Annotated in this window: 15 protein-coding genes; 11 read left to right on the top strand and 4 right to left on the bottom strand. The window is 61.4% G+C overall.

Annotated features, from left to right (window positions below; all coding sequences use genetic code 11):
* The first annotated feature begins 117 nt into the window (after positions 1-117).
* On the top strand, positions 118-1,371 hold the full coding sequence (locus FHX11_RS22080; RefSeq protein WP_184360847.1) for a hypothetical protein: 1,254 nt from the start codon (positions 118-120) through the stop codon (positions 1,369-1,371).
* 104 nt (positions 1,372-1,475) lie between these two features.
* On the opposite strand, the gene FHX11_RS22075 is transcribed toward FHX11_RS22080, so the two are convergent.
* Positions 1,476-2,075: a nitroreductase family protein gene (locus FHX11_RS22075; protein ID WP_184360844.1), complete on the bottom strand. Its 600-nt coding sequence runs from the start codon at positions 2,073-2,075 to the stop codon at positions 1,476-1,478.
* A gap of 80 nt (positions 2,076-2,155) precedes the next feature.
* The gene (locus FHX11_RS22070; RefSeq protein WP_184360841.1) at positions 2,156-2,458 is read right to left on the bottom strand and encodes a DUF2218 domain-containing protein; all 303 of its coding nucleotides are present in this window, start codon (positions 2,456-2,458) and stop codon (positions 2,156-2,158) included.
* 156 nt (positions 2,459-2,614) lie between these two features.
* Here FHX11_RS22070 and FHX11_RS22065 point away from each other — a divergent pair, with 156 nt between their 5' ends.
* The 10 genes from FHX11_RS22065 to FHX11_RS22020 all read left to right on the top strand — a co-directional run bounded on the left by FHX11_RS22065 (position 2,615) and on the right by FHX11_RS22020 (position 13,453).
* Positions 2,615-3,568, top strand: coding sequence for a glutathione S-transferase family protein (locus FHX11_RS22065; protein ID WP_184360838.1), 954 nt, complete (start codon positions 2,615-2,617; stop codon positions 3,566-3,568).
* Positions 3,569-4,049: 481 nt separating this feature from the next.
* Positions 4,050-4,892 carry a fumarylacetoacetate hydrolase family protein gene (locus tag FHX11_RS22060; RefSeq protein ID WP_184360835.1) on the top strand — a complete coding sequence of 281 codons (843 nt, stop codon included), beginning with the start codon at positions 4,050-4,052 and terminating at the stop codon, positions 4,890-4,892.
* A gap of 277 nt (positions 4,893-5,169) precedes the next feature.
* The gene (gene phaZ / locus FHX11_RS22055; RefSeq protein ID WP_184360832.1) at positions 5,170-6,447 is read left to right on the top strand and encodes a polyhydroxyalkanoate depolymerase; all 1,278 of its coding nucleotides are present in this window, start codon (positions 5,170-5,172) and stop codon (positions 6,445-6,447) included.
* 161 nt (positions 6,448-6,608) lie between these two features.
* On the top strand, positions 6,609-7,055 hold the full coding sequence (locus FHX11_RS22050; RefSeq protein WP_184360829.1) for a DUF2852 domain-containing protein: 447 nt from the start codon (positions 6,609-6,611) through the stop codon (positions 7,053-7,055).
* An 89-nt stretch (positions 7,056-7,144) separates the two neighbouring features.
* A complete protein-coding gene (locus FHX11_RS22045) occupies positions 7,145-7,906 on the top strand; it encodes a SprT family zinc-dependent metalloprotease (RefSeq protein WP_184360827.1) in 762 nt (253 codons plus the stop codon).
* A gap of 298 nt (positions 7,907-8,204) precedes the next feature.
* Positions 8,205-8,873 (top strand): phosphoribosylanthranilate isomerase, encoded by a 669-nt coding sequence (locus FHX11_RS22040; protein ID WP_184360823.1) that lies wholly within the window; start codon positions 8,205-8,207, stop codon positions 8,871-8,873.
* A gap of 2 nt (positions 8,874-8,875) precedes the next feature.
* The gene (gene trpB / locus FHX11_RS22035; RefSeq protein WP_184360820.1) at positions 8,876-10,090 is read left to right on the top strand and encodes a tryptophan synthase subunit beta; all 1,215 of its coding nucleotides are present in this window, start codon (positions 8,876-8,878) and stop codon (positions 10,088-10,090) included.
* 10 nt (positions 10,091-10,100) lie between these two features.
* Complete coding sequence (gene trpA, locus FHX11_RS22030; RefSeq protein WP_184360817.1) at positions 10,101-10,940, top strand: tryptophan synthase subunit alpha; 840 nt, start codon at positions 10,101-10,103, stop codon at positions 10,938-10,940.
* Positions 10,941-11,155: 215 nt separating this feature from the next.
* Complete coding sequence (accD, locus tag FHX11_RS22025) at positions 11,156-12,067, top strand: acetyl-CoA carboxylase, carboxyltransferase subunit beta (RefSeq protein ID WP_184360814.1); 912 nt, start codon at positions 11,156-11,158, stop codon at positions 12,065-12,067.
* Positions 12,068-12,100: 33 nt separating this feature from the next.
* Entirely contained in the window at positions 12,101-13,453 is a 1,353-nt protein-coding gene (locus tag FHX11_RS22020; RefSeq protein WP_184360811.1) for a folylpolyglutamate synthase/dihydrofolate synthase family protein, read from the top strand.
* A gap of 123 nt (positions 13,454-13,576) precedes the next feature.
* On the opposite strand, the gene trxA is transcribed toward FHX11_RS22020, so the two are convergent.
* Positions 13,577-13,897, bottom strand: coding sequence for a thioredoxin (gene trxA, locus FHX11_RS22015; protein WP_184360808.1), 321 nt, complete (start codon positions 13,895-13,897; stop codon positions 13,577-13,579).
* Positions 13,898-13,972: 75 nt separating this feature from the next.
* Positions 13,973-17,524 carry a double-strand break repair helicase AddA gene (gene addA, locus FHX11_RS22010; protein WP_184361561.1) on the bottom strand — a complete coding sequence of 1,184 codons (3,552 nt, stop codon included), beginning with the start codon at positions 17,522-17,524 and terminating at the stop codon, positions 13,973-13,975.
* Positions 17,525-17,528 lie beyond the last annotated feature (4 nt).

Here is a 17,528-nt window from a genome sequence, read left to right as displayed (position 1 = left end):
ATCGAATGGCAGGTAAGCGATACTGGGCGCTATAATGTAGCCAGCTTACCGGTGCAATAAAGAGTGGTTTAGTACGCGATACAATAAAGGCGGGCACACACCCAAGTAGTACCTGTCATGGGTTTCAGCGAAGAAATACAGCTTGTCGCAAGAATAGGTGACGCTGAGGATGTCGGTGAGGCGTTTGAGCTTTACCGGCGTTTTTTTCCATTGATTGGAAATTACAAGTTTATTCTGGCCGCCGACAAGGGAGCAAGGCCGGGATACGCCGTAAATCGCAACTTTTCCGCCGGCGCGGTTGTCCGTAGCCTTTTCAAGACCGACCATGTGCTGGTTTTGGACGTCGATACTCTGCACGACATGGAAGCGACGGGCCAGTCAACTTATCCCATCGACTATTCAATCTCATTGGATACTCAGGCGTTGAGCTATCTCGAGCCATACATGGCCGGGAGGTCCGTGCCGAAGGATTTCAAGGAAGTTTTTGAATTTATTGCCTGTGACGATGTGTATGTCGACCCAACGCCATACCTCATGGAAAATCTTCGCAATCTTGATGACCCAGCTGCCGCCGACAAGATATTCGGCAAGCTGAAAGCTTATGAGATCCTTCGTACTTTAGATACGAATTTGCTCAGTTCGAAAGATATCGTGCGCTCTAAACTGTCGGAACAGGAATTGTTGAAGCGCACCCAAGAGCATGTTTCCAGGATGTATATGGATCGTGGTCGTCACGACATCATGAATGCTTTGAATTTTCGTCACCAGTTTCAATATTCCTGCCTCCTAAAGATGGTGTCGATCCAGTTAAGCCCGTCGAAAACAAGTATTAATGAAAAAATTGCGGCTTTCTTGGAGTTTAGCCATTCTCAACTCGCAACCATGGCAGCACGAGAGATTGCGTTGGCTCGTGCCTATTTTGAGCGCGGGCAAAACCTGACTTTCTTTGGAAAAATCCAGAGGAATCGGTCTGATATATTGGGACAATTGGATAATATGGCGTGGGACCTGCTGCATATCAGGCAGTTGGAGAAAATGTTGACCTTGGCGTCTCCAACGGGCCGCCGTTACTTCTTTTCGGCGCTACTAACCTTCGACAAGCGTTTTATCGAAGTGATAGACCTATATCCGCTCAAGTCATGCGCATTCAAAACCGACGGTAAGGAAATAATACCATTCTACGATGGAGACTGGCTCGGACTGATCTCGTCGAAACCGGATAACAGTCATACTGAGATGGTGGAAAAGTACTTCTCCGGCAATGCTATCGCCTCAAGGGATGCGCGGCGCGACGATGCTAAGAGGCAACTCGCTGATGTCGTTCGTCAATTGGAGGACGACGTGCGAAGAACTCTTGGAACCGATAAGTAAATCGTACCGATGATAGCTCACTGCGTTCCCGGTAATCCGGGCCCCGGATCAGCTGAATGGCCCGCCCGCAAAAATGGGGCGGGCACTGCTGATCTCTGGATTGATCACTTCGCAACAAAGATACCGTTGAAGGCCAGTTCGGACAGCGGCTTGCGCTGGCTCGGCACTTCGCGTTCGCGCAGCTTCTCCGGAAGCTGGTTCTTGTCGCCGATCTTGCCGATGGCGACGGCCGCTTCGACGCGGAAGCCTTCGGGGATGCCGAGAACCTCATAGGCCTTGTCGACGTGGAAACCGGTCATGCCATGCGCTTCGTAGCCGGCTAGGTGTGCCTGAATTGCCAGGAAGCCCCAGGCGGTGCCGGCGTCGAAGGAATGGCTGTAGCTCGGCTTCTGCTCGGCCGAGCCAAGCTCGCCGCTATGGGTGCGCGAGATGACGAAGAGCAAGGCGGAGGCGGATTTGACCCAGCCCTGGTTGAAGTCGATCAGGACGCTCAGGAACTTGTCCCAGTGTTCCGAGCCGCGCAGCGTATAGAGGAAACGCCAGGGCTGCAGGTTGGAGGCGGACGGCGCCCAGTGGGCGGCCTCCAATATGGTCAGCAGGTCGGCTTCCGGCATGGTCTCGTTGGAGAAGGCGCGGGGCGACCAGCGGTCGAGAAACAGCTTGTCGATCGGATATTGCGATTCGCGATGATTGCTTGATGTCATTTGGATCTTTCCGTCTGAGAGAGCAAGTCGCGGGACGGTGGGGGCGAACCGGCGGCTGGCTTTAAAAATGCGGGACGACCCTATACCCGGCGCGCATCCGCCGTCCAGACCACGTCGAGCTCCTCGCGGAAGGCGAAACGCTTCAGGTGATCGGCGACCACAGTCTGCATGCGCTCGAGATCTTCGGCCTTGCCGACATGCAGGGTCATCAGGAGGCTGGAGGCATCCGCCGCCAGTTCGAGCGACGTTTCCGGATTGAACGGCACCTTGCCGGCGCCCTCGTTGAATTCCACGGTGAATTTATGGCTCCAATGCTTGCAAAGCTGCTGGAGGTAACGGCTGGCATGTTCGGTTTTGACGGAAGAAACGGATGTCGTGGACATGCTGTGCTCCTAAAGTGGATATTGAAAGACAAGTTTCCTTACATAATCCGATGTGGCGCTGTCAGGTAGACAGTCTGTTTCAAGATTGCGTTATTTCGTTGAAACCCGATTTCGCTATGCTGCCGCCGCAAGACATGCGCAATCGGAGACAGGCTCGTGCTGGTAAACGGAAAATGGACGGAGGACTGGCAGCCGGTCCAGGCCAAGGACGAGAAGGGTGGTTTTGTCCGCCAGACGTCGAGCTTCCGCAACTGGGTGACCCCGGATGGCCGGGCCGGACCGACGGGCGAGGGTGGTTTTACCGCCGAGGCCGGGCGCTATCATCTCTATGTCGCGCTGATCTGTCCCTGGGCCTCGCGCACCCTGATCGGCCGCAAGCTGAAAGGGCTGGAGGAGGTCATTTCCGTTTCCGTGGTCGAGCCGGCGCTGAGCAAGCAGGGTTGGCGTTTCGGCGACTATCCCGGCGCGACCGACGATCCGGTCAACGGCGCCACCTACATGCATGAGATCTACACCAGGGCCGATCCGCTGTTTACCGGTCGCGCGACGGTGCCGGTGCTCTGGGACAAGCGGAAGGGCACGATCGTCAACAACGAATCCGCCGATATCCTGCGCATGCTGAACGACGGTTTCGGCAATCTCGCCCGTCAGGATATCGATCTTTATCCGCAAGGCCGCCGCGAGGACATCGATGCCTTCAATGCCCGCATCTATCCCGTCCTCAACAACGGCGTCTATCGCGCCGGCTTCGCGACGACGCAGCTTGCCTATGAGGAAGCTTTCCGCGACGTGTTCGAATGTCTCGATCGGGTCGAAGGCGAGCTGGAGGGCAGGGATTTCCTCTTCGCCGATCATCCCACCGAAAGCGATATCCGGCTTTTCGTGACCCTCGTCCGTTTCGATGTCGCCTATCATGGCCTGTTCAAATGCAATCTGCGCCGCCTGTCGGACTATGCCAACCTGCAAGCCTTCTGCCGGCGGATGCTCGACTGGCCGGGCATTGCCGAGACCGTCAGTTTTGACCATATCAAGCGCGGCTATTATTCCGTGACCGCGCTGAACCCCACCGGGATCGTGCCCCTGGGGCCGGCACTGGACGAGATTTTCTGACACTCGACCATCGCACAAAACCGGTCTAAGGTCCGCCTCGTCTCGAGGCGATGGGGAGGCCGTCATGGACCGGGAGGAGTTTCGGCGCTGCTCGGAAATGGCTGCCGACTGGGGCGCGAACGGCGCTCAGCGAGATCGCGGCGCATATCGCCGATCCCCCACCCGAATCTGGCGAAGCGATGAAGGATATCCTCCGAGATTTCGAGGATATTCTCGTCTGCGGCCCGACCCGTTGATGGCATCCGCGTTTCGTCGCCTATGTCTCCGCCAAGGCCGCTTCCGTCCCGGTGACTGCCAAAATCGCCAGATCTTTGCCCTCCGGCCGGGAAAAGCTGTTATTCCCGAGCGGCGAAGCTAGGCATGCTATGGTTCGAAATCGATGGGTGACACTGGTGAATAATTCGTTCATATCTGGTGCAAATGGCATGGCTTGAGCCGTGCCGATCGATATAGTCTTTGAAGATGCAGGGAAGGAAGACCCATGAAATTGTTGCGTGTTGGCGAAGCCGGCAAGGAAAAGCCGGCGCTTCTGGATAGCGACGGCAAGATCCGCGATCTCTCCGCGCATGTCGCCGATATCGGTGGCGAGGCGATTTCGCCCGCCGGACTCGCGAAAATCGCCGCGCTCGATCCGAAGAGCCTGCCGGAATTGACTGAGAGCCGCATCGGCGCCTGCGTTGCCGGCACCGGCAAGTTCATCTGCATCGGCCTGAATTTCTCCGACCACGCCGCCGAGACCGGCGCGACGGTGCCGCCGGAGCCGATCATCTTCATGAAGGCGACGTCGGCGATCGTCGGTCCGAACGACAATGTGTTCATCCCGCGCGGTTCGGAAAAGACCGACTGGGAAGTCGAGCTCGGTGTCGTCATCGGCAAGACGGCCAAATATGTCAGCGAAGCCGACGCGCTGGATTACGTCGCCGGCTATTGCGTTTCGCATGACGTTTCCGAGCGCGCCTTCCAGACGGAGCGTTCCGGACAGTGGACCAAGGGCAAGTCCTGCGACACCTTCGGGCCGATCGGCCCCTGGCTCGTGACCAAGGACGAAGTCGCCGATCCGCAGAATCTCGGCATGTGGCTGAAGGTGAACGGCAAAACGATGCAGGATGGTTCGACCAAGACCATGGTCTATGGCGTCGCCTATCTCGTTTCCTATCTCAGCCAGTTCATGTCGCTGCATCCGGGTGACGTCATCTCCACCGGCACGCCTCCGGGCGTCGGCATGGGCATGAAGCCGCCGCAGTTCCTCAAGGCCGGCGATGTCGTCGAACTCGGCATGGAAGGCCTCGGCACGCAGCGCCAGACCTTCCTCGCCGATGCCTGATAGGCGGTACGTTAAGGTTTTGGGACCATTCTGCATGCCGGGGGCATATTCCCCGGCATTTTTACGGCTTGGTGCGGCGCAAAATTGATGTTGCTGCGCAACAAAAGATGCTATTGGAGTGAAGACCACATTTGGGGAGCGGTCTTTGTATGATGGTGCGGCGTGTCCAGAAACACGCTGCGGAGGATGCAATAACGCTTAGAGGCGCAGCTGAGCTTTCTGGAAATCGCTGATTTTCGAGGCTTTGCACCGGCTTCTCGAGAGGAGACGCTTTCCAATGTTTTATCAGCTCTACGAACTCAATCATGCCGCCCTCGCGCCCTTTCGCGCCGCCGCCGACATGATGCGTCTGGCCTATGCCAATCCACTCAATCCGCTCTCGCATACGGTGTTTGGCCGCACCCTGTCGGCAAGCCTCGAGGTTTTCGAGCGCACCACGCGTCGCTATGGCAAGCCGGAATTCGGGCTGCATGAAACCTTGATCGACGGCAAGCCGGTCTCGGTCCACGAAAAGATCGTCTGGAGGAAGCCCTTCTGCAATCTCATCCGTTTCGAGCGCAGCCTGCCCGCCGGCCATGGCGCCGATCCGCGCATCCTGATCGTCGCGCCGATGTCGGGCCATTATGCGACGCTGCTGCGCGGCACGGTCGAGGCGCTGCTGCCGGGCGCCGACGTCTATATCACCGACTGGATCGACGCCCGCATGGTGCCGATGACCGAAGGCACCTTCGATCTGGAAGACTATATCGATTACGTCATCGAGATGCTGCACCATCTCGGCCCGGATACCCATGTCGTCGCCGTCTGCCAGCCCTCGGTGCCGGTGCTTGCCGCTGCCGCGGTGATGGAAGCGGCGGGCGACCGGCTGTCGCCGTCCTCCATGACGCTGATGGGCGGGCCGATCGATACGCGCATCAATCCGACCGCCGTCAACCAGCTCGCCAAGGACAAGCCGCTGGAATGGTTCGCCGACAATGTCGTCATGAACGTGCCCTGGCCGCAGCCGGGCTTCATGCGGCCCGTCTATCCCGGCTTCCTGCAGCTTTCCGGCTTCATGTCGATGAACCTCGACCGCCACATGATCGCGCACAAGGATTTCTTCGTGCACCTGGTCAAGAATGACGGCGAGCCGGCGGAGAAGCATCGCGACTTCTACGACGAATATCTGGCGGTCATGGATCTGACGGCGGAATTCTATCTGCAGACGGTCGATCAGGTGTTCATCAAGCATTCGCTGCCCAAGGGCGAACTGATGCATCGCGGCCAGCGTGTCGATCCCACAGCCATCCGCAATGTCGCGCTTTTGACCGTCGAGGGCGAGAACGACGATATTTCCGGCGTCGGCCAGACGCAGGCGGCGCAGACCATCTGCACCAATATTCCCGACGACATGCGCATGCATTACCTGCAGCCCGACGTCGGCCATTACGGCGTCTTCAACGGTTCGCGCTTCCGCCGCGAGATCGCGCCGCGCATCATCGCCTTCACTCGCGAACATGCCCGCACCGGCAAGCCGGCCGTCAAGCGGGTGATCAAGGGCGGCAAATCCGCCTGAGATTGCAAAAAATTAGCTTTTGTTGAATTATCGGGCCGGATTCAAGCACTTGCCCGATTTCCCCGGCAAAAGCCATTGAAGGCTCACCAAGAGGTTACCATCTCGATTCCAGCGGTTCGGCATGCGGCCGGACCGGCTTTTTACTGCGAGGATACCTCACGATGAACCAGTCAGCATTGCTTCGCCCGGATTGGACTCCGGCTACCATTGCTCTGATGGTGCTTGGCTTCGTGGTCTTCTGGCCCCTAGGTCTCGCCATGCTTGCCTATATTCTCTTCGGCGAACGCCTGAGGGACTTCAAACGGGATGTGAACCAGAAGGCGGACGGCATGTTCAACGGTTTCTCCGGCTGCGGCCGCCATCGGGGTCGCCACCGCGCCCATTTCTCCACCGGCAACGTCGCCTTCGACGACTGGCGTCAGGCCGAGCTTGAGCGTCTCGAAGAGGAGCGCCGCAAGCTCGATGAAATGCGCGCCGAGTTCGACACCTATGTCCGCGAGCTGCGCCGCGCCAAGGATCAGGAAGAGTTCGACCGCTTCATGCGCGACCGCAACAGCGTCAAGCGCAATGACGACAAGGGGCCGGCTCCGGAGTTCCAGGCGCCGTAACCAGCGGTCGGCTTTGCTAGAGGACCGGCATCCGCGATGCCGGTTTTTCTTTGCCAGAAACCCGAACGAATCATATAAAACTGCCCTTCATGTTCCCGCTTCTGTCCAGATCCCGTCGATCCGCTTCCAAGCCGTCCGTGCCGGAAACGCGCACGCTGGACGTGGCCGGCCGGCTGATGCCGCTGACGATCCGCCAGAACGAGCGGGCGACGCGGATCACGCTCCGCATCGAGCCTGGCGGCCGGGCATTGAAGATGACCATTCCGCGTGGCCTGGCGGCGCGCGAGGTCAATGCCTTCCTCGACCGGCATCAGGGCTGGCTGCTGACGAAGCTCGCGAAATTCTCGGCCGAGACCAGCCTGCGCAGCGGCGGCGAGATCCTGCTGCGCGGCGTCCGCCACCGGATCGAGCACACCGGAACCCTGCGCGGCTTGACCGAGGCTGTCGTCGTCGACGGCAAGCCCGTGCTGCGGGTCAGTGGCCTTCCCGAACATGCCGGCCGGCGCATCGCCACTTTCTTGAAAAAAGAGGCGCGTGCCGATCTGGAAAGACTGGTGGCGCTGCATGCAAGGGCGATCCGGGCGAGCGTGTCGTCGATCAGCATGAAGGACACCCGCAGCCGCTGGGGCTCCTGCTCCTCCGAGGGAAATCTGAGCTTCTCCTGGCGCATCGTCATGGCGCCGCCGCTGGTGATCGACTATCTCGCCGCCCACGAGGTCGCGCATTTGCGGGAAATGAACCACGGTCCGCGCTTCTGGGCGCTCTGCGGCAAGCTCTGCCCGGATATGGACGAAGCCAAGGCTTGGCTGAAGCGCCATGGCAGCCAGCTGCACGCGATCGATTTTGATTGACCGTATATCCCGATGGGGCGAAGCCTCGAAGGATGAGGATGGCCCCGAGGAGATGGAAATTGACGGTACGGGAGGCGTGCACAAGGCCATTGCATATGAACAGATGAGCGCCTCATCCATCCTCTCACAGTTTCGCATCGCTCAACTGTTCGAGCCCACCTTCTCCCCGCGCGCGGGGAGAAGGCTGGGGTGAGGGGCACTTTTTATTTCATATATAATGGCCTTGGAGCCATGCAAAAATCCAGCCAACGTCGCCTTTAGGCTCGACTCTTTTGGATTTTCGTGTCACTCCGCTGCCATGAACCCCGATGTCAAAATTTGCGGTCTGAAGACGCCGGAAGCGGTGGATCGCGCGCTGGAGCGCGGCGCCACCCATATCGGCTTCATTTTCTTTGAAAAAAGCCCGCGCTATATCGAGCCGGATCTCGCCGGCAAGCTCGCCGAGCGTGCCCGCGGCAAGGCGAAGATCGTTGCCGTGACGGTCAACCCCAGCAATGACGATCTCGACGAGATCATGTCGCTGGTGCGGCCGGATATGCTGCAGCTCCATGGCAATGAGAGCCCGGAGCGTGTGCTGACGATCAAGGCGGTCCATAATGTACCGGTCATGAAGGCCATGGCCGTGCGCGATGCCGACGATCTGAAGCGGGTGGAATCCTATATCGGCATCGCCGACCGTTTTCTGTTCGACGCCAAGCCGCCCGTCGGCTCCGAGCTTCCGGGCGGAAACGGCGTATCCTTCGACTGGAGCCTGATGAGCTGGCTCGACGATCGGGTGGACTACATGCTGTCCGGCGGCGTGAACAAGGACAATGTCGCTCAGGCGCTCGCCTCCACCAAGGCCACCGGCATCGATCTTTCCTCCGCGCTGGAAAGTGCGCCGGGCGTGAAGGATCTGAACAGGATCGACCAGTTTTTCGACGCTTTTGCAGAAGCATGCCTGCCGGAATCGGCAGCAGGGAGTTGAGAGTGAACCAGACGCTAAAACCGAATTCCTTCCGCGCCGGCCCCGATGAGGATGGCCGCTTCGGCATCTATGGCGGCCGTTTCGTCGCCGAGACCTTGATGCCGCTGATCCTGGACCTGCAGGCCGAATGGGACAAGGCGAAGAACGATCCGGCGTTCCAGGCGGAGCTGACGTCGCTCGGCGCCCATTATATCGGCCGTCCGAGCCCGCTCTATTTCGCCGAGCGCCTGACCGCCGAACTCGGCGGCGCCAAGATCTATTTCAAGCGCGAAGAGCTGAACCACACCGGCTCGCACAAGATCAACAATTGCATCGGCCAGATCCTGCTTGCCAAGCGCATGGGCAAGACCCGCATCATCGCCGAAACCGGTGCCGGCCAGCATGGCGTGGCATCCGCCACCGTTGCCGCCCGCTTCGGCTTCCCCTGCGTCGTCTACATGGGCGCGACCGATGTCGAGCGCCAGGCGCCGAACGTCTTCCGCATGAAGCTGCTGGGCGCCGAGGTCATCCCGGTGACCGCCGGCAGCGGCACGCTGAAGGACGCCATGAACGAGGCGCTGCGTGATTGGGTCACCAATGTCGACGACACCTATTACCTGATCGGCACGGCCGCCGGCCCGCATCCCTATCCGGAAATGGTCCGCGACTTCCAGTCTGTCATCGGTACGGAAGCCAAGCAGCAGATCCTAGAGGCCGAAGGCCGCCTGCCGGATCTCGTCGTCGCTGCCGTCGGCGGCGGTTCGAACGCGATTGGCATCTTCCATCCCTTCCTCGATGACGAGAGCGTCAAGATCGTCGGCGTCGAAGCCGGCGGCAAGGGCCTGCAGGGCGACGAGCATTGCGCCTCGATCACCGCCGGCGCGCCCGGCGTGCTGCATGGCAACCGCACCTACCTGCTGCAGGACGGCGACGGCCAGATCAAGGAAGGACATTCGATTTCCGCCGGTCTCGACTATCCGGGCATCGGTCCCGAGCACTCCTGGCTGAACGATATCGGCCGCGTCGAATATGTGCCGATCATGGACCACGAGGCGCTGGAAGCCTTCCAGACGCTGACGCGGCTCGAAGGCATCATCCCGGCGCTCGAGCCAAGCCACGCGATTGCCGAAGTCATCAAGCGCGCCCCGAAGATGGGCAAGGACGAGATCATCCTGATGAATCTCTCCGGCCGCGGCGACAAGGACATCTTCACCGTCGGCAAGATTCTGGGAATGTGAGTTAGACACCATGACCGCACGTATGGACAAACGCTTCGCCGCTCTGAAGGCTGAAGGCCGCCCGGCGCTCGTCACCTATTTCATGGGCGGCGACCCCGATTACGACACCTCGCTCGGCATCATGAAGGCGCTGCCGGAAGCCGGCGCCGACGTTATCGAGCTCGGCATGCCCTTTTCCGATCCGATGGCCGATGGCCCGGCGATCCAGCTCGCCGGCCAGCGTGCCTTGAAGGCCGGCCAGACGCTGAAGAAGACGCTGCAGCTTGCCGCCGATTTCCGTAAAATCGATGCCGATACGCCAATCGTGCTGATGGGCTATTACAATCCGATCTATATCTACGGCGTCGAGAAATTCCTCGACGATGCACTTGCCGCCGGCATAGACGGCCTGATCGTCGTCGACCTGCCGCCGGAAATGGATGACGAACTCTGCATCCCCGCGATCCGCAAGGGCATCAACTTCATTCGCCTGGCGACGCCGACCACCGATAACAAGCGCCTGCCGACCGTGCTGAAAAACACCTCGGGCTTCGTCTATTACGTCTCGATGAACGGCATCACCGGCTCGGCTTTGCCGGATCCGTCGCTGGTGTCCGGCGCCGTCGAACGCATCAAGCAGCACACCGAGCTGCCGGTTTGTGTCGGTTTCGGCGTCAAGACGGCTGAACATGCGAAGCTCATCGGCGCGTCGGCCGATGGCGTCGTCGTCGGCACGGCGATCGTCAACCAGATCGCCACCAGCCTGACCAAGGACGGCAAGGCGAGCGCCGATACCATTCAGGCCGTCGCGACGCTGGTGCGCGGCCTGTCGACCGGAACGCGCTCCGCGCGCCTTGTTGCCGCCGAATAGTTTCCCCACATAGGCGGAACCGATCAGTCGGCGGGGATTGAAGATTGAAGCATGTCGCGCAAAAGTGCGACGACTAGAGCAATTCCAGGAAAACTGCGCAGCGGTTTTCCGTTCGGAATTGCGTCAAAAGAACGGGATAGAGTGGTACGGCGATTCCGTGAATCGTCGTACCACTCTAGGATATCGATTAATTCAGTCGATCAGGAGTTTTTGAATTGAACTGGATCACCAACTACGTCCGCCCGCGGATCAATTCCATGCTGGGCCGCCGCGAGGTGCCGGAAAACCTCTGGATCAAGTGCCCGGAGACCGGCGAAATGGTCTTCCACAAGGATCTGGAAGACAACAAGTGGGTCATCCCCGCCTCCGGCTTCCACATGAAGATGCCGGCAAAGGCCCGCCTTGCCGACCTCTTCGACAGGGGCGAATATGAAGCCCTGCCGCAGCCGAAGGTCGCGCAGGACCCGCTGAAGTTCCGCGACTCGAAGAAATATACCGACCGTCTGAAGGACAGCCGCGCCAAGACCGAGCAGGAAGACACGATCATTGCCGGCGTCGGCAAGGTTCGCGGCTTGAAGCTGGTGGCCGTCGTTCACGAGTTCAATTTCATGGGCGGTTCGCTCGGCATTGCCGCTGGCGAAGCGATCGTCAAGGCATTCGAACGCGCCATTGCCGAAAAGTGCCCGCTGGTGATGTTCCCGGCCTCGGGCGGCGCGCGCATGCAGGAAGGCATCCTGTCGCTGATGCAGCTGCCGCGCACCACGGTTGCCGTCGACATGCTGAAGGAAGCCGGCCAGCCCTATATCGTCGTGCTGACCAACCCGACGACCGGCGGCGTCACCGCCTCCTACGCCATGCTCGGCGATATCCACCTGGCGGAGCCGGGCGCGGAAATCTGCTTTGCCGGCAAGCGCGTCATCGAACAGACCATCCGCGAGAAGCTGCCGGAAGGTTTCCAGACTTCGGAATATCTGCTGGAGCACGGCATGGTCGACATGGTCGTCAAGCGCCACGATATCCCCGACACGCTGGCGACCCTCCTGAAGATCCTGACCAAGGCGCCGGCGAACGACGTTGCGGCCAAGAACCTGAACGGCGCAGCGCTGCCGGCGGCAGTGCGCGCCTGACTGTAACGGACGGCCGAAAGGCAGAGGTGCGGGATGACGGCGATGGATCAATCCGCAGCGAGCGAGGCAGGGCGCGAGATCGATAAGCTGATGGGGCTGCACCCTAAGGGCTTCGATCTTTCGCTGGATAGGATCACCCGCCTGCTCGATGCCCTCGGCAATCCGCAGGAGAAGCTGCCGCCGGTGATCCATGTCGCCGGCACCAACGGCAAGGGCTCGGTGACGGCCTTCTGCCGCGCGCTTCTCGAAGCGGGCGGTCATAGCGTCCATGTGCATACCTCGCCGCATCTGGTCAACTGGCACGAGCGCTACCGCATCGGTGTCAAGGGTGGTCGCGGTGCGTTGGTCGATGACGCCGTCTTCGCCGAAGCGCTGCGGCGCGTCGCCGATGCCAATGGCGGCCAGAAGATCACGGTGTTCGAGATCCTGACGGCCGTCACCTTTCTCCTGTTTTCCGAGTATCCGGCCGATGCCGCGGTGATCGAAGTCGGCCTCGGCGGCCGTTTCGACGCCACCAATGTCCTTCCCGATCCGGCCGTCTCGGTGATCATGCCGATCTCGCTCGATCATCAGCCCTATCTCGGCGACCGGGTCGAGCTGATCGCCGCCGAGAAGGCCGGGATCATGAAGCCTGGCCGTCCGGTCGTCATTGGCCACCAGGACTATGATTCGGCTTTGGACGTGCTGATATCGACCGCCGAGCGCCTGCGCTGCCCGACCGCCGTCTTCGGCCAGGATTTTTCCGCGCATGAGGAATATGGCCGGCTGGTCTATCAGGACGAGTTCGGTCTGGCCGACCTGCCGCTGCCGCGCCTGCCGGGCCGTCATCAATATGCCAATGCCGCCGCCGCCATCCGCGCCGTCAAGGCCGCCGGCTTCGTCGTGACCGAGGCGATGATGGAAAAGGCGCTGATCTCGGTGGAATGGCCGGGCCGCCTGCAGCGCCTGAGCGAAGGCGACCTGCTGGCGCATGCGCCGGTGGGAGCCGAAATCTGGGTCGATGGCGGTCACAATCCCGGTGCTGGCGAGGTGATTGCCGAAGCCATGGCCAATTTCGAGGAGCGCCAGCCGCGGCCGTTGTTCCTCGTCATCGGCATGATCAACACCAAGGAGCCCCTCGGCTACTTCAGGGCCTTCGCGGGCCTCGCGGAAAAGGTTTATTGCGTGCCGATCCGCGGCAGCGAGGCGATGATCGATCCGGTCATCCTGGCCAATGCCGCCTATGATGCCGGCCTGGTGGCCGAGCCGATGTCGAGCGTGGTCGAGGCGCTGGAGGCGATCACGGAACTGGCTGTGCCCAACATGCCCGCCCCGCGTATCCTGATCGGTGGTTCCCTCTATCTCGTCGGCGATGTGCTTGCCGACAACGGCACGCCGCCGCGGTGATTTGCGGGGTAGTTAGCCTCACCCTGAGGAACGAAGCCTCGAAGGGCGAGGATAGCCCGTCTCCTTCGGCCAACAAAAAGCCCGCGCGAAGCGGGCTTTTGCATTCAAGCTGTCGATACCCGATCAGGCGGCGCTGGAAATCCAGCTTTCCAGGGCTGTCTTCGGAGCGGCGCCAACCTTGATGTCGGCGACTTCGCCGCCCTTGAACATGGCAAGCGTCGGGATCGAACGGACGCCGAACTGGGCGGCCAGGTCCGGGTTTTCGTCGATGTTGAGCTTGGCGACCTTCACCTTGCCTTCGAACTTTTCAGAAAGTTCTTCGAGCGACGGAGCGATCATCTTGCAGGGGCCGCACCATTCCGCCCAGAAATCGACGACGACGGGCTCTGCGGACTGAAGAACTTCGGTGGCGAAGTTGGAAGTATCGACTTTAACGGTAGCCATAGGCTGCTCCTTGATCAGGATTTGCGGTTGCTAGATATGTGAGCGCGTCGCCCTTTAATTTCAATATCTGGTATTTCACTTTGTCTCGAGCTCCGCAAGCGCCAATGCCAGCGCCCGTTCGGGCAGCGTGTGGATCGACGCATTCTCGGTATAGACAAGCACGCAATCGATGCGTTTGCCCGGATAGAGCGGCGCCAGGATCTCGCGATAGATCGCAAGCTGTGCCCGGTGGGCGAAGGGGATTTCCTCGGCGACACGCGGCGGCACGCGATTGGTCTTGTAGTCGAGGATCACGACGCGGTCGTCGAGCACGGTCAGCCGGTCGATACGGCCGGAAACGGCATAGGCCTGCTCGTTGAGCGTCAGCGTGCCCATGATCGAGACTTCGGCCTGGGCATGGGCGCTGAAAACGCCCTGCAGATCCGGATGCGACAGCAGCGCCAGGACGGAGCCGATCAGCGCGTCGCGCTCGGCCTGCGGCCAGAAGCGCGCCGCCCGTTCGGCATAGCGCCGCGCCGCGTCAGCGCGATCCGCCGGCGCGATCTCCGGCAAGGTCTGCAGCATGCGGTGGATGAAGCGGCCCTTTTCCAGGGAGCGATCGGATTTGGCCTTTTCGCCGAACAGCGGCGAGGCGACGAGCAGATTGTCGGCCTCGTCGTCGACGACGGTGCCGACGCCGGAGGGGCTGAGCGGCCGGGGCAGATCGCGCTGCGGCGGCAGCGGGCGATGGAGCCCACTCGGCAAGATCGCCCGATCCTCCGCCGTTTCCAGCTTTTCCGCCTGCTCGAAACTGCGCTCGACCTGGGCGACGCGCCAGATCAGCCCCTGCCAGTCGCCATCCGGCCCGGAAAAGGTCTTCGGCGCGCAGCGGTCTGCGTCCTGGCGCAAGGCGGTGGAAATCATAGCATGCCATGTATCGGCATTTTCGCGGATGCCGCGATAGCCGCAGATGATCAGCCGGTCGGCGGCGCGGGTCATGCCGACATAGAGCAGGCGGCGATATTCCTCCTCCGCCAGCCTTTGCAGCCGCGCCGTATCGGCCTGCGTCAGCGAATTGGCGAGTGCGGAAACCGGCACCCAGACGGGCAGCGGGATATCGTGCCCGCCGGTCTCGATCAGCCGCATCTTCGGCAGATGCGTATGGGTGAAGGCCTTGCCGCCGCCATCGACCAGGAAGACGATCGGCGCTTCCAGGCCCTTGGAGGCGTGTACGGTCATGATCCGCACCTCGTTGCGGCCCTTGTCCTGCTCGCGCTTGACCGTCGGCGCCTCCAGCTCCAGCGTCGAGATGAAGGATTGCAGGCCGGGCAGGCCCGAGGTCTCGTGGTCGAGCGTGAAGGTCAGGAACTCATCGAGGATGTCGCTGACCTCGGTGCCGAGCCGTGCCAGGAATTGCCGCCTGCCGCCGAAACTGCCGAGCACGCGGGCATAGAAATCGTGGACGGACAGGGTTTTCGACAGCGACAGGAAGGTCTTCAGCCGGGTGACGACGCGGCTGAAGCGCTCGTTACCGTCATCGGCGAATTTTTGCAGGTGGTTCCATACGCTTTCATCGTCGCCGCGATAGGCCGCGACGGCAAAGACATCATCCTCGCCGAGGTCGAACAGCGGGCTTTTCAACAGAGCCGAGAGCGAGAGATCGTCTTCCGGCAGAAGCAGGAAGCGGCCGAGCGCCAGAAGGTCCTGAATGGCGATATGGCTGGTCAGCACCAGCCGGTCGGCGCCGGCGACGGGGATATTGTTGCGCCGCTTCAGGGCGCGGGTCAGCGCATTGACGAAGCTGTCGCGCTTGCGCACCAGCACGAGGATGTCACCGGCCTCGATGAAGCGCGCCTTGCCTTTCTCGATGATGGTCTCGCGGCCGATGAGGTTGCCGATCGTCTGCGCCATGCGCCGCGCCAGGATCGCCGCCGGCGCGCTTTCCGGGGTCGAATCGAAGGGAGCGGTCCAATCCTCCTCCTTTGCCGCCGGCTCCGGCGCGATCATCTCCCAGAGATCGACGGTGCCGGGATGGCCGATGCGGCTGGAGCGGTGCACGACCGGTTCGTCGGTCGCACTCAACCCGCGGGCATTTTCCGGCGCCGTGAAGACATGGTCGACCGCGGCGAGCACATCGGCGGTCGAGCGGAAGGAGAGCGGCAGGCGGATCGAGGAAAATTGCTGGCCGCTGTGATCCACCCGCCGCCGTGTCCGGTCGCTCTCCTCGGAGAAACGTTCGGGCCGCGCGCCCTGGAAGGAATAGATCGACTGTTTCTCGTCACCGACGGCGAAGATCGTCCTCAGCGTCGGCCGGGCGCTGTCGCCGGAGAAGAAATCCTCCGCCAGCGACTGGATGACGCTCCATTGGATCGGGCTGGTATCCTGCGCCTCGTCGACAAGAATATGGTCGATGCCCTGATCCAGCTTGTAGTGGATCCATGGACCGACATCCTTCTTGATCAGGAGTTCGGCGGTGCGGGTGATCAGATCCTCGAAATCGAGCTGGCTGCGGCGCTTTTTCAGCTCCTCGTAATCGCGGTTCAGCCGGTCGGCGAGGATGAGTGCCGCGCGGGTAGCGCGGTACATCCGCATCAGCTTCAGCCGGTCGCGGCAGGCGACGACATGGGCGCGGGCAGCCGCCAGGGCCTCGGCAAGGCCGGGCGCATCGGCCAGCATCGCCTTGACGAAGAACTGGCTGTCCGACTTCGGCTCGCCCTTGGCCGTCAGCATCACCTTTTCGAGGGTCTCGGCGCGGACAGCCGCATTTGTCTCGCGCTTGGCGAGCCGCAGCCCATAGGCGATCTCCTGCGCCTTCGCGCCGCCCTTCTGATCGGCAAGGGTGAGATAAAGCTCCAGCGTCGCGCCGAAAAGGCCGGGCAGCGGCCAATAGGCTTCGGCAATCCCGGCTTCCGTGTCATCGGCGGAAAGGCCGAGCCGGGCGAGCAGCGTGGCGTCGACGCCGCCTTTGCGCCCGGCATCCTCGGTAAAACGGCGGATGGCGTTGCGGTTGGCGACGATATCGCCGAGCAGCGTCTCCAGGCCGGATTCATCGCCGAGATCGAGCACATAGGCGAAGGCTTGCGCCAGCTCGGCATCCCTGTGCGGCGTCGTCGCCGTCAGCAGGGAACGGCGGGCGTCGTCGAGCAAGGTGGCGGCGGCGCGGTCATCGAGAACGGAGAAATGGCCGGCGACATTGGCTTCGAGCGGGAATTGATGCAGCAGCGCCTCGCAGAAGGCATGGATCGTCTGGATCTTCAGCCCGCCGGGCGTCTCCAGCGCCTTGGCGAAAAGCCGTCTCGCCTCGGCCAGCTTGAAGAGATCCGGCTCCGTGCCCTCGATATCGGCGATGCGCGCCTTCAGCTCGTCGTCCGGCAGGGTCGCCCAGGCTGCCAGCCGGTCGAAGACGCGGTTCGACATTTCCGATGCGGCCGCCTTGGTATAGGTGAGGCATAGGATTGCCGAAGGACGCGCGCCGGCGAGCAGCAGGCGGATGACGCGCTGCGTCAGCACATGCGTCTTGCCCGAACCGGCATTGGCCGAGACCCAGGCGGAGCGCTCGGGGTCGGAGGCGATCGATTGCTGCACGGTCGTCCAGCCGATCCAGACGCCGGGATCGTCGCTGTCGGGAAGGACGGCCGGTTCGGCGATGGAA

Origin of the sequence: Rhizobium sp. BK602 (assembly GCF_014195095.1) — a bacterium.
Lineage (GTDB): Bacteria > Pseudomonadota > Alphaproteobacteria > Rhizobiales > Rhizobiaceae > Rhizobium.
The sequence above is the reverse complement of the archived record's forward strand: the minus strand, read 5'-3'. Positions and strand labels throughout refer to the sequence as shown.

Coding starts and splice junctions, on each gene's coding strand:
- FHX11_RS22050 (WP_184360829.1), top strand. CDS start 6,609: ATGAACCAGTCAGCATTGCTTCGCCCGGATTGGACTCCGGCTACCATT.
- FHX11_RS22060 (WP_184360835.1), top strand. CDS start 4,050: ATGAAATTGTTGCGTGTTGGCGAAGCCGGCAAGGAAAAGCCGGCGCTT.
- FHX11_RS22020 (WP_184360811.1), top strand. CDS start 12,101: ATGACGGCGATGGATCAATCCGCAGCGAGCGAGGCAGGGCGCGAGATC.
- FHX11_RS22080 (WP_184360847.1), top strand. CDS start 118: ATGGGTTTCAGCGAAGAAATACAGCTTGTCGCAAGAATAGGTGACGCT.
- FHX11_RS22045 (WP_184360827.1), top strand. CDS start 7,145: ATGTTCCCGCTTCTGTCCAGATCCCGTCGATCCGCTTCCAAGCCGTCC.
- FHX11_RS22075 (WP_184360844.1), bottom strand. CDS start 2,075: ATGACATCAAGCAATCATCGCGAATCGCAATATCCGATCGACAAGCTG.
- FHX11_RS22070 (WP_184360841.1), bottom strand. CDS start 2,458: ATGTCCACGACATCCGTTTCTTCCGTCAAAACCGAACATGCCAGCCGT.
- trxA (WP_184360808.1), bottom strand. CDS start 13,897: ATGGCTACCGTTAAAGTCGATACTTCCAACTTCGCCACCGAAGTTCTT.
- phaZ (WP_184360832.1), top strand. CDS start 5,170: ATGTTTTATCAGCTCTACGAACTCAATCATGCCGCCCTCGCGCCCTTT.
- FHX11_RS22040 (WP_184360823.1), top strand. CDS start 8,205: ATGAACCCCGATGTCAAAATTTGCGGTCTGAAGACGCCGGAAGCGGTG.
- trpA (WP_184360817.1), top strand. CDS start 10,101: ATGACCGCACGTATGGACAAACGCTTCGCCGCTCTGAAGGCTGAAGGC.